The sequence below is a fragment of the Paenibacillus sp. FSL W7-1279 genome (assembly GCF_037969845.1).
In the GTDB taxonomy this organism is placed as follows: Bacteria; Bacillota; Bacilli; order Paenibacillales; family Paenibacillaceae; genus Paenibacillus_AQ.
Map to the genome: position 1 here is coordinate 6,260,822 of NZ_CP150215.1, position 12,627 is coordinate 6,273,448.

Genomic DNA, 12,627 nt, shown 5'->3' on the forward strand with positions numbered 1-12,627 from the left:
TTCTATTATATATGTGCAGCAGTTGACTGTTGCTCCATTAACAGCCGATAGGATTCCAGCCGTGCATTGTAATCACTTACCGGCGTGACGATCAGGAACTCGTCACACCGATACTGCTCTGCCATATGCTGCAGTCTGTTTCGCACACTTGCAGGCGTGCCGATGATTAGCCGCTGGGATGGGCCTGACGAATCAGAACCAGACGGGGCCGGATCTCCGGATTCTGACGCTGAATTCCCTTGAGGATCCCCATCATGGATCGTGGCTGCTGTTCTGCCACTGGAATGTGTATCACCGCCGCCCCCAACAACTTCTGCTTGTCCGATCGCAGCCAAGACTGTGCTTTGATCATGATCGGCCGTTTCCTTACGGCCCGTCGGTACGCTGCCCTGCCCTGGTCTGGGTATCTCTGCGGCAAGCTTCTGCGCCTGTTCCTCCGTCGCCGCGCATACCACGCTTACCGCCACCATTGTGCGCGGTTCTTGCAGAAAAGCGCTTGGTCGATAGGCTTCCCTGTAAGATTGGAGAACTTCCGCCCCGTCCGTATCGCTCATAAACTGGCCGAATACATAGCCCGTACCGAATTCAGCCGCATAACCCGCACTTTTCGTATTCGTGCCGAGCATCCACATTACGGGCGGGGTTGCGGGCACCGGCTTCGCAGCCACTGGCACGTCTTCGTAGCGATACCGATCCTCCAGCAGTTCGGTTAATGCCCGAATCCGCTGCGGCAAATCCGCCACGTGCCCCAGGAAATTTCCGCTGAGCGCCATGCTCGTATGCGCCGAACCTCCCGGCGCCCGCCCAATCCCGAGATCGATGCGTCCGGGATACAGCGCTGCAAGCATGCGGAAATTCTCCGCAACCTTCAGCGGGCTGTAGTGGGGCAGCAGCACGGCCCCGGAGCCGAGCCGAATGCACTTTGTCCTAGCGCCGATATGGGATAGCAAAATCTCGGGCGATGCACAGGACAGATGCTCCAGATCATGGTGCTCTGCCGCCCAGTAGCGCCCGTAGCCCCATGCTTCCACATTCTGAGCCAATATCACCGCTTGCTGCAAGGCTTCTTCGAACGTACTCTCTCCAAAACGCGGAACAAGATCAAGCACGCTCAGTTTCAATTGGTTATTCATGCAATCCCCCTTTCCGTCAGCATTTCAACTTCCTATAGAATAAAATGCAGGTTCAATAGCAGGTGGTAGCTGATTCATTATCAACGCAACTACACACCTGCTCGCCGCTGTTAATCCAAATCGTAGATCGAGCCTACCTTGAGGCCATACAGCTCGTTGTAGATTTTTTCAGCAAAAGCGTCCGTCATGCCCGCGATATAATCAATCACCATATGCTCCCATGTCCAGATCGGCTGCGCCCGCTTCTGGTCCGCTTCATAGCGCTGAAGCCAATCGGAAGGAATGATCGCCGTGGAGGCAACTGGATCGAGAAAAGCATCCCACAGGCGCTTGATGATCCATTCGCTGCGTTTTTGCAGGCGCTGTACCCGCAGGTCGCGAATCATGGTCACCCAGGCAAAACTCTTCAGGACGCTGACCGTACGCAGCATATCCTCGTCTTCCACGCCGTCTTTGACAAACGTCACCTTTTTCCAATCCCCGTTCGTAATCACGCCCAAGCTGCCTACAAACAGGCTGACCCAGTAGGCCTTGACCTCCCGCCGGGTACGGGAATAGTCATTCTCGCAGGTCGGCATTTTCTCGTTCCATATTTTCAGAAACTCGTCCAGCACCAAATCCACTTTCGGTTGGATCTGCTCCTTGGTCCATCCCTTCCATACCTCGTCTTCCAGCGTCATGATCTTCTGCACGATCAATTTGTTCAAGTGACTGTCCCGCAAAAAGTGTTCATGCACCTCGATCTTCCCGGCTTTGATGCCATCCTCCAGATCATGCGCGGAATAGGCGATGTCATCGCAAAGATCCATCAGCTGCGCTTCGAGGGTTCGATGCGTGCCGGGAATTTGCCACTCCTTCCGGATATGGGAGATGTATTCCCATTCATGCCGGTACATCCCCTTGTGATTATCCAACCCGGAGAACGGATATTTATTGATGCCAAGCAGCACCGCATCGGACAGATTGAGTCCGTTGACGTTCTCTCTTTTCTCCAAAAACATGATCAGCCGAAAATTGTGCGCATTCCCTTCAAAATGCTCATATTTACGCCGCATCGCTTGTTGTACCTCAGCTGCCTGCTCCGGCGTCGGCGTACCCGGCTGACGTGTCAGCTCCTTCTCGGTTCTCCGGTCGATATGCTTCTCCAAAATGCCCTGCAGCACCTCTTCGCCCTTATGACCGAATGGGGGATGCCCAAAATCATGCGCGATCGCCGCGCATTCCACCACCTCGGGGTCTATCATCAGCCCGGCGTTCTCCGCCTGTTCCGGCATCACTTCAGGGTAATTGCGGGTCAGGCTTCGCGCTGCTTCACGCGCAATCTGTGCAACCTCAAGCGAATGCGTTAATCGCGTCCGGTAATAATCGCCTGTGCCGGCACCGAATACCTGTGATTTTCCTTGCAGCCGGCGGAACGTCGGCGAATGGATCAGGCGCGAATAATCCCGCTCGTAAACCGCACGCGAAGCATCCGACTTCGTTTGCTCCGGATATTGGCGATGCTCTCTAAGCTCCTTCAGTGTCATTTATCCCACTCCTGTTTTATCTGTATAGGGTCGATTCGGAATCGTTCGTTCTTTAGATTATATGCCATCCGGCAGCTGAAAGAAAAATATGATTTCCAAGTAACCCCGTTCCTCCTTGTATACCCGAATTGTCACATGGGCTATCCGCTAAGCACGATATTCCCGTCAAGGTGGTAGATGGAGTAAATCATTAGACTTGTAAAAGAATAAATTGATATTTCAAGGAGACAAGCACATTAAGGGAGGGATTGCTATGAAGCAAAGGCAGGGACGCTTGTGTTATGCATTACGTGGATTCAAATGTTCCGTTCGTGGGGATTAGTCAGTTTTGTATTGATGATATTCTCCACTCTTTATTCTCTTTGACCATATAATAAATTTTATCGATGGTATTCAGGTTCTTGCCACCAAGCATAGCAATATCACCAGAAATCCCCTCTAAATAGTTGTTTTACCAACTAGACGTATCTACTTACCAAAAGGTTATGTAAACGTATCTTTTCTCTAATATTCTAAATAAAGCATATCTTAATAACCAGACTTGGACCATTAAATGAAAGAAGCTGACACCCGTTGAGCACCGATGCCAGCTTACCAGAGGGTCATTAATTTCGATATCAATGGGATTCTAACGACTTATTAATTGCAGTTTAGTCAGCTTGGCTTTTTATGCGTACACTGAGCTTAAATCTGCTACAAAACCGCTACTCACTTGTTCGGTTTATCGAAAATTCCCAAACGATGCAGCACGGTCATGATTCGGTAAAAATCAAAACTGCCCTCAGGATCATGCAATACTTCTGCCTGCTGTGCAGCTTGTACTGCCAGTTCCGCCCAAGCTGGAACTTTAGCCGGTTTCTCCGTCTCTACCGCCTTGAGCCTTGCGTTCAACTGCTTCATGGCATTGCTCTGCTCGTCTAATAGTTTCATTGCAGTAGCATATTGCGTGCTAAGCAGCTGCGTCTGCTCTTGTGTTTTTTGCAGCTCCGCCGTTAATTGCTCGATTTTCATGCGTTCCTCCTCCAGACTAGGCACATCATATTGATAGAGCGAGTTCTGCTCCATTAAGGCGATGAGTTTTTTCGGATAATTGGGATCTGTTGCATAGCCCCCTCTCCAAATCTCCGTCGCCGCCGTTTTATAATTCGTCCACAATACGGCATGGTAACGCTGTGGCTTGTCACGTGTGCCGTTCAGGATCAGGCGAGTATGATCGGCAACCGATTCACTCCAGCTGTTATACTTACGAAACTGGGCTTGGGTCGTATAGGGCGTCTGCCCCCGGTATTCGGTTGTCTGCATGGTGACGCTTCCCGCCGGACCGGTTCCTTTGATACCAAACAGATTGTTCGCTTTTTGCGTTAGACCGCTCATTCCCCAATTAGATTCCAGAATTGCCTGAGCGAGCGTTAGCGAAGCAGGCACCCCGTACTGACGCATGTCCTGAGTGGCTATAGGTGCCAGCTTGGCAATAAATTCAGAGGGTTTCATCCTTTTTCTCCTCCTTTTGCGCGCTTGGCTTATCCCCTTCTTCGGATTTGATCTGGAATACCTGTACCACATTACGCAGGGACTGGGGGATCGGTACCCCCATTCTCCCAACGTTCTCAATAATAGACAGCAGCTCATTTGCGAGATAGAAGAAAATCACCGTATTTTGAAAATAATTCATCTCTCCCAGCACTCTGTCCACCAGATGCATCAAGGCGATAATGAGAAAAATGGTCATCTTGCGTGCAATTCCAGTATATCCAATACGGCTGCGCAGCTCGCCGTTCATCCAGGCCGCGCCCCATCCGGTCAACCAATCAATCACCACGAACCACAACAACAGATGCAGCGGCAGCGACCATCCGCCCCAGACGTACCCTGTCACGGCCCCCGTCCCCGCCACCAGTATCTTAAACAGCTGACCGATGTGCTCATACATAATACTTCCTCCTCGTATAGTATTATTTTTTGAGAGCTTTTCTGAATCAGTATCCAGCCCCGAGGGGGCTGAAGTACACCATTAAAATTTCCAGAAAACCCTCTAAAAATTGAAAAGGGACTGGACTTTCCGGCATGCCTCTGGACAATGGAAGTTAGGGTCCATTCGGTGAAATTCTTGTTTCTCCTGTAGCGCTGTCTACTTTCTAAGTCTGTTTCTCCGGTACTCGTTTGTGCTTCTTTGTTCCCTTCGGCAAACCATGCCCGATCTAGCAGAATCGGGGCAATTCATGGATCGAAGCGTGTTCTCATATGCGAGGTTGATTGATCTGCGAGTGCGCCGGAGTCATCCCGGAGAGTCGTTCCCCGGATCCCCTATAGAAAGGAGAGGGACGCAATCGCTTCTCTAACCCCACAACGTTGCCCGCTGCATTCAGAAGGCAGCTAGAGCTTCTTACCGTCTCTCCAAGTTCGACCAATCCCTTAAATGAAAATAGCCCAGCTAGGTACGAGCTGGGCTATTTTCATCACCAAAACTCTACTACCTGAACGGCCCAATATTCCCACGATTCGCGGTCTTGCATTGTACGCGTGTCCCCCATCAGGTATAGGGATGATGTCGAGGAATTGGTCCCGAAATACATAGTAGCCGCTGCCGGTTCACCTACGAAGTCATTATAAGTTTGCGACAAATAGTAGTTCCCAAACAGTAGGCACTTTTGTGGGTTAACGTTGTAGGGCAACGTGACTTGCATGTGGGTTCCGCCTGTTGCACGGGAAATGCCCCTTGACGACCATACGCCAAGTACATTCGTGTACTCAATGACCTCCCAGTATATGGATACGCTCTCGTTGGATGACACCGACCGTAAGAATAGGATGTTGTTCCCGCTCGTGTTTAGATATCCCTGAACTGCCTTGTTTCTTGTGGCCGAAGCTGTAGAATACGTAGAAAAACGCAGCGCCGCCGTGCTCCAGTCAATGCCCGATATGGGGGCTTGTGTGGCAACCCCTCCCGCTGGGATAAGCGCCTCCCCTCGGGTTACCTTCTTGATACTCCCCATGGTGCCAACCAGTCCAAACATGGTGTATCCAAAACGGATGTTTTCCTGTTTAAAGTTGGAATCGTTCACTACTACGTTTTTCGCACCGTCCCAAATAGCCTTTGGAGGGACTACGAGCAGGTTTCCACTTCCGGCGGTTCCAGGCTGTCTACTAACTGCCGCTGACCCACTTGCCGCCAGCGGTAGATTCCCCGTGACTTTTTGCCCTTTGACATACCCTGAGGTCCCTGATTGCATATTACCAGCCACCGCTGTTGCGTCACTGGTGTCTACTACGTTCGAATCCCCAGCTACTCCTAAAATGTTCACACCCGCTCGAATGTTTCTTGATAATAGGTCAGGGTCATGGGCCTGAATTGTAACCTGTGAGCCTGTAGGATAATACCCACTATCAATTTCAACGTATGTGTCAACATAGGCGTCCCCGTCTGGATTCGACCATAACCCAGATTTAAACTGATTCCCTTGTGTCGGTATGGTTCCGGTTACTATTCCGCTGTCGGTTCCAATCGTTTTAGGTGCTAAAACATCCGCTGCTGTCGCTGTTCCTACCTCCCCCCCTTCACCCTGTAAAATAAAAGCCTGACCATCATATACCAATGTGTAGACGCCATCCTGCTTAAAACTGGCAGAACTGCCGCTTGTTTTAAGCACTGGCTTGGCTCCCAAACCATTAACGTTGAGCATTGGGGCTCCGGAGCTTGCAACGTTGATCTTTACGGTAACCCGAATCCCGGCTGTAAGGCTCGCCGGGGCAGGCTTTAGATTAACCTCATATTCGTTCGCTTTAGGCTGAGTCGTTACTCCGTATCCTCCTGTTCTCCCCACAGCCTCATCAACCTTATCCCAGTTCTCATTCAGCATTGTCTCGATGTTAAAGGTCTCATTGCCATCCACCATCGGGTCTTTTTTCAATAGTCCTAAATTCGGTGTGTTACTGGACAACTCAAACACCTCCTGCAAATTTGTTTAATGGCGTTTGGCCCATGTCAGACAGGGTCATCACGTCATGAATATCGCGTATCAGCAAGTAGTTGAACGCATACGCCACCGCCAGATGCGCCGGCTTGATCTCCTCGATCGCGGACTTCAAGTCCTCTAGATTCGGCGGGATGCCGAGCGTATCCACGAATTTAACCGTAAAGCCCCATTCCTCGGGCTGAAAAGATACCTCGACCGTGCCGCCATCGTACGCTTCAGCCACGTTTTTCACGAGCGCTCCCGAGAAGGTTCCCGCTCCGCGCAGCTTGGACTCCAGCACCGCCCGCCGCTGCTCGATCGGCTTGTTTCGGTCGGTGGGAATGCCAAGCTCCATCTCCCATCGCTCTAGGCCCCAGGTTGCTGTACGGACAAAGAACTGGTCTGCGGCAGAGTTCAGTGCCTTGTATAGCGCGTCCAACTCGCTGCCCTTGGCATCCATATCGGATAACATGACACGGGAAGTCTCGTAATAGGCCGGAAGATAAGAAAACAGCTCGCGCCCCCGCAAGCTGTTCATTCGGACATTATTCACTTACGCTCACCGTCCCGAGCACCGCGACCTGACCGGAGCCAATTTCGATATTTTGCTGCTCGGTATGGCCGTTAATCGTCAAATCCGAGTAGTCGACGATAATCGGGATATCCAGCAATACGGCGGCAATCCGCGTATACCTCACCAAAGGATCCTTCCGGTTAAAAGCGATCTGCTGTAAATACGTTCGAACGCCGTCCTCGATCAACTTCCGGATTTCATCCATCGTCGAAGGCAACTCCTGCGTACGCTGCACTTTGACGGAGATATCGATCGCCACTTCCGCTGCAGGCAACACCGTGATAACCGGACCGGCCGGGGCAACGCCTTCACCCTGTCCATCCTGGGACGGGTCAATGTACTGCTGAACGGCATCCACGATATCCTGGCTTGCCGCACGCTTGTCCGTGTCTATGAGATACAGCCCGACGGTACCGGGCCCCTTCCACAGTGGTGCCACTTCCACGCCGCCAACGCCGGCAATCTCATTGGCCCACTGCATGTACTGGGCTTTGTTGCCGCTCGTCCCCTGACTCCGGACTTTGGCGTAAAAACGCTCCAGGAGCGACTGATCGCTTTCGGTATCCGTCCCGCTCCGGGTCGGTTCCGGGTTCGTAACCGATGTTACGCCGCTGATCGACGTCATCATAAGCTGAATGACGCCTGCGGGAACATTGCCGTTACTGCCCGGCTCAACAGCTCGAATCGGTGCCGTGCCGGTACCCAAGTCACTCAGCGTCACGCCTGATGTGGTCACATACTCCACGGAGGATTCCCCGGAGCCCTCATCGGCTGGCGTAGCCACATAGGTTCCGGCAGGCACCGTCGTCCCCGGCTTCCCGGTAAACGCAACACTACCGGACGAAGCGACCGCTTCCCGCCGAGTAATCCCATGCTCTGCCGTCCTCAGATCGAGTTCGGCGGAACGGATATCCGGATGATCGCTTGCCACGGTGCTTGCAAAGCCTCGACGCAGCAGCTCCTGTGCCCATAAGGCTGCTTCGGACAGCATAAACGCGACCGGCGCCTGCGCATCCCAAATAAAAGAGCCCTCCGACTTGTCGATGTCCGAAGGCACTTTGTTCAACATGCGGTTCATAATGTTCTCTTCCGTCTGATCCAACAAATACAACGGCAAATCTGCCATCAGATCACCACGCTTTCTATAATTTCCGTCTCATCCCGGACACTCGTAATGCGGCAGCTGAAACGGCAAGCTTCTCCTTCCCAGGCAAAAAGGAACTGATCCACACTCTCCGTCCGAGCGTCCGCCAGCAGTGTCTCGGTGACCATGCGCTGAATCTCGCTCTCTTGCAGAGATCGGTCATAGCCTTTGCCGACCAGCTCCTCCAGCTCGCTGCCGTAATCACGCGTATAGATCAAATGGCGGTAACGCGGCGTCCGGATCGCTTTTTCACACCAGATGACCCAGGCTTCCTTCTCGTCCGCAACCGGAATCTTCCGGGTCGGGGACATCACGAACTCGCCGGCTTCAAAATCATACCGCCAGCTCCGTCCAAAAACAGCCCCCTCTCCTTCCAGTACCTCCGGATCGGTCGCATCCGTCCAGATCATGTCATCGTTCTCCGGAAATAAATTAGCCACCACTGCTCACCACCTTACACACGACCACCACGTCGTTACCGCTGTTGACCCGAACGGCGAGCACGCGGTCCCCCGGTTTCAAACCTTTTCTTAGTTCAAAAAGGGTATCTTCAACTTCGTTCTCTTCGGCATCAAACGTCATATCCTGCTGCTGGCCCCCCAAAGTCACGGTGCCCTTTGCCGTATAACGGGGCAAGGACAGCATTCCCGGCAGCTCTGCTACCATATAGTCCTGCAGCTCATGCTTGAAATCATCCAGCTTGAGTCCCGTCGAGGTTATCGTGCCGAGCACGGCCCCTACGCCGCCCATGGCTTGACGGGTTTGCTTGTTCATTGAGGCGTATAAGGAGGACGCCAATTGTCCATAGGGGTCTTTATTCAAGGTAAAACCTCCTTTTTACATCGTCATAACTCCCCAGCTCCAGCATCATGCTTCCGGGACTGCCCAGCTCCCGGCTGACGGAAATCACGAGCAGCTTCATCGAGCCCAGCATGACCGCATCTCCGGCGCGGATCGTATTGACATCGGGTGCATTCAGGGAGATGGTCTCCCGAATCCCCCTCAGTTTGCTCCGGGCCAGCTGGCGAGCTGCCGCAGGCGACTTCACCTCATCATCCTGAATAATAGCCTGGAGTTGGCCGTATTTGGCGATATCCTTCTCCTCGATGGCCATCACCTTGGAAGGAACCTCTTTTCCGGTCTCGCTTGCGGCTGTCGCCAGCACCTTGACCTTAGTTGCCGCACCCTCCAACGTCCGCGATTGCGTAGTATCCGTGATGGCCTCCAGGATGTAAACCTCTTTGTTCGTTCCCAACTCATACAGCTCAAGCCCTGAAGCGATCATCCGCGGATGATACAGCTTGCCGCCGGCTTTGGCCGTCTCCCGCAGATCAGCGAACATGCTCGCGTAAATCGACTGCGTCCGGTAAACGGAACGCCCCAGCTGCTTCTCGGTATCGGGCAAAACCGCAATTTTCAAGTTCCAGTCTGCCGCGTACTTTTTGAATCGCTGGGTAGCGGTCTGCTTCGCAGGGAACAGATATTCATCCTCCGATTTGTCCAGATATACCGTCCGATCGTATAATGTGAGGTTCATCCGCTTCACCCCATTATTCGAGGTTTCCACTTCCCACACGACAGCCGGGTGCAGCAGGGGGACATAATCCTTTTTACCATAAGGAATCCCGCTGATCCGGATCGCCATTCCCGGCGAGATCGGCGGCATATCCGGCGTTACGACCAGATTGACAGTTCCCTGATAAGCGACTTGTTCAAGCGAATCCCGTAGACTGATCGCTTCCACCAAAGGAGATAAATCGTATTGATCCTGCAAAATCACCTTGTAACTCATGACAGCACCAGCTTTTGGCCAGGCTTGATGGCGTTCGGATCTTTACCGATCATTTTCTGATTCAGCTTGTAGATCTGGTTCCATTTCGAGCTGTCCCCGAGCTCCAGCTTGGCGATTTTGGAGAGTGAGTCCCCTGACTTCACGGTGTACGTCTTGTTCTTTTCCTTCATGTCGGCCCGGGGCTTTTTATTCGTTCCAGATGCCCCGCTGCTGCCAGCCGTTTTGGCCACCTTCATTTCGCTCCATGTCCGGAGCGTGATGTCAAAATACACATCCCCGAGCTCCCCGCCACGGAACGTGGACTGATGGGAGGCGACATACACCGGCACATTCACTGCCGTCTCGGTAATGACGAATTGCAGTGGCGTTTTATACGCCAAAAACTCATTAAGTTTATTCATCGCAGTTTGTGGTTTAATATGATCTTTCTCTTCACCTTTGCAATAAGCTGCATCATACTCTTGTGGGAAAAATGAAGAGAATGATATCTCCTTGATCCGATGGCCTTGCGGAAAATCAAATTCTCCATAGTTGAGAATCGTAGCCGTTTCCAGTCCCTTTTGGCGTGAAATGGTCACCTCTTCGGGGTTGACTGGGAATAGGAACGTCATGCCTTTTCCGTTCTTCAAAAGAAACTCCACCTTGGCCCCCTCCTTTCTGTATGGATGCCTGCGGACCGACTTCATTTCTGCTGTTAACCATCATCTTCAATAGGCCATCGGAGTCGGCTTCCGGTTCTGCGCCGCTTTGCTGAATTCGGCTCTCAGCCGCTGCCCGATCAGAAGGATCAATCCTTCTACATCGATAGGGTGTTCCTCATGCACCGTTACCTGCACCGCGCCTGGAGGAAGATTGTAATTCACGGTTGTCTCCGTTTTGAAATCCATCAGCAAGCCGGATATCGTGCTCATCTGCTCAGGGCTGATCTGAACAGATTGCGGAGAGGTTGGCTTCCCTGCAAAAGCTTGGTTTTGCGCTGCACTTGCGGGTGGCCCAAAAGTACTCATGCTTGCAGCATGGCTAGGCGGGACATACGGGCCGTACGGGTTCAAAGCTGGATTCGGCAGCAGCGGCTTGCTGAAATCAGCCGGCGCTGGTTTCGGAATGATGGGAGCCGGAAGGGCAGCCGCACTCGAGGGTGGTGCCTTTGGAACATCCTTCGGTTGAGCAGCTTCCTTGTCTTTTTTCCCGAAGGAAAACGTATTGGAGAACCACTTCGATACCGTCTCCTTACCTTCTTTGAACTTGTCACCAATCCCGGAAATGGCGCCGCCCACCTTCTCGCCAATAAAGCTTCCTACGGTGCCGCCAAGCGTTGAGCCGATCATCGTACCTGCAACCGGGATCACGGAGCCAACGATGCCGCCGATCGTGCTTCCAATACCTCCGCCGACAGCAGAGCCTATGGCTTGGTTGCGCTCTTTCCCAGGCTTGGCTGATGCAATTGCGGTCGCATCGGCTATATATCCCAAAGGGCCGAGGGCGCGTTTGCCAAGCCCCTTCATCAAGCCGGAGCCTAGACCGCTTTTGCCGGCATTTTTTACAGCACTTGCTCCAGCGCTACCTTCAGCTGCCTGCTTTACTGCATCTGAACCTGCAGCGGTCTTGGCAGCGCCCGCCGAACCTCCGGAAACGATGCCGCTGTTACCGCCGCCGCCAAATATACCCTTGGTTAAATCCATAACACCCATGATTGATTTCATTGCACTAGTTCCCGTATTGCCCGAGGTTTCGATAACGTCTCCCAATGTTTCTGCCTTCATAAAACGCTTACCCCATTTGGTTAGTGGCTTTTCTCCTTGGCTATTCGGGGACGTGGCAGACTGGTTTTGACTGGAATTGGATCCACGGCCGCCCCCCCTTCTGACCCCATTGGGCCTAGGCGCCGTCCTAGGGGAAGGTTCAGGGGCCGGTTTATCTTTACCCCATGCTTCGCGCATCTTTGTTCCTTTACCATATAGTTGGCCCCCATTTTTCATGGTAGAACCAATCGCGGTTATAGTACCAAAAACATTCAGAGCCGTATCCCAACCCGATTTTTTACCGCTCCCGCCGCCCCCAAGCTGCAGCGATCCAAGCGCAACCGTAAGCTTATCCACCGCAGTCGTATTCGCCGTCAACGCATCGGTCAACGGAGAAAAATCAAGCCCGGCCGCCCGCAAATCCACCTGAACGCTCGCCTCAATCTGCTTCTGCACGCTCAGGTTTAGATTCGTATCGATCTGCTTCTGCACATTCAGCTTCACATTCGCTGAAGCTTGGATGACTTGCGACTTCACCCGCTGCATTTTGGCAAGCAGGTTGTCCAGCCCCTTCGAGGCGCTGTCCTTCAGCACGATTTCAGGTGCCATGCGGGTACGTCCGATTCGCATGACACGTCCCTGGATCCGCTCAAAATAACGCTCCATCGCCCGCAGCTCGCGGTTGGCCTTGATCACGTTTTTCGGATCGATGACCAGATTCATGCGATAGTTCATGGCTTCAGCCATTTCATTTCACCTCCTG

General features: G+C 52.6%; 12 protein-coding genes. All 12 read right to left on the minus strand.

Annotated elements, in window-relative coordinates; genetic code table 11:
• Positions 1-5: 5 nt before the first annotated feature.
• A complete protein-coding gene (locus MKY82_RS28320; protein ID WP_339294859.1) occupies positions 6-1,133 on the minus strand; it encodes an MsnO8 family LLM class oxidoreductase in 1,128 nt (375 codons plus the stop codon).
• 110 nt (positions 1,134-1,243) lie between these two features.
• A complete protein-coding gene (gene dgt, locus MKY82_RS28325; protein ID WP_071222477.1) occupies positions 1,244-2,659 on the minus strand; it encodes a dGTP triphosphohydrolase in 1,416 nt (471 codons plus the stop codon).
• Positions 2,660-3,367: 708 nt separating this feature from the next.
• Positions 3,368-4,150: a glycoside hydrolase family 73 protein gene (locus MKY82_RS28330; protein WP_220683941.1), complete on the minus strand. Its 783-nt coding sequence runs from the start codon at positions 4,148-4,150 to the stop codon at positions 3,368-3,370.
• Positions 4,137-4,589, minus strand: a complete 453-nt coding sequence (locus tag MKY82_RS28335; RefSeq protein WP_220683940.1) for a phage holin family protein — start codon at positions 4,587-4,589, stop codon at positions 4,137-4,139. Before MKY82_RS28335 ends, MKY82_RS28330 begins: the two co-directional genes overlap by 14 nt.
• A gap of 526 nt (positions 4,590-5,115) precedes the next feature.
• Positions 5,116-6,597, minus strand: a complete 1,482-nt coding sequence (locus MKY82_RS28340) for a hypothetical protein (RefSeq protein ID WP_339294860.1) — start codon at positions 6,595-6,597, stop codon at positions 5,116-5,118.
• 1 nt (position 6,598) lies between these two features.
• Positions 6,599-7,165, minus strand: a complete 567-nt coding sequence (locus MKY82_RS28345) for a YmfQ family protein (RefSeq protein WP_339294861.1) — start codon at positions 7,163-7,165, stop codon at positions 6,599-6,601.
• A complete protein-coding gene (locus tag MKY82_RS28350; protein ID WP_339294862.1) occupies positions 7,158-8,312 on the minus strand; it encodes a baseplate J/gp47 family protein in 1,155 nt (384 codons plus the stop codon). The genes MKY82_RS28345 and MKY82_RS28350 overlap by 8 nt, the downstream gene beginning before the upstream one ends.
• Positions 8,312-8,770, minus strand: coding sequence for a DUF2634 domain-containing protein (locus tag MKY82_RS28355; protein ID WP_339294863.1), 459 nt, complete (start codon positions 8,768-8,770; stop codon positions 8,312-8,314). The genes MKY82_RS28350 and MKY82_RS28355 overlap by 1 nt, the downstream gene beginning before the upstream one ends.
• Positions 8,763-9,152, minus strand: a complete 390-nt coding sequence (locus MKY82_RS28360; protein WP_339294864.1) for a hypothetical protein — start codon at positions 9,150-9,152, stop codon at positions 8,763-8,765. The genes MKY82_RS28355 and MKY82_RS28360 overlap by 8 nt, the downstream gene beginning before the upstream one ends.
• Positions 9,145-10,122 carry a phage portal protein gene (locus tag MKY82_RS28365; protein WP_339294865.1) on the minus strand — a complete coding sequence of 326 codons (978 nt, stop codon included), beginning with the start codon at positions 10,120-10,122 and terminating at the stop codon, positions 9,145-9,147. Before MKY82_RS28365 ends, MKY82_RS28360 begins: the two co-directional genes overlap by 8 nt.
• Complete coding sequence (locus MKY82_RS28370) at positions 10,119-10,763, minus strand: LysM peptidoglycan-binding domain-containing protein (RefSeq protein WP_339219774.1); 645 nt, start codon at positions 10,761-10,763, stop codon at positions 10,119-10,121. The genes MKY82_RS28365 and MKY82_RS28370 overlap by 4 nt, the downstream gene beginning before the upstream one ends.
• Positions 10,764-10,829: 66 nt before the next feature.
• Positions 10,830-12,611: a hypothetical protein gene (locus tag MKY82_RS28375; protein WP_339294866.1), complete on the minus strand. Its 1,782-nt coding sequence runs from the start codon at positions 12,609-12,611 to the stop codon at positions 10,830-10,832.
• Between the last annotated feature and the right edge of the window lie 16 nt (positions 12,612-12,627).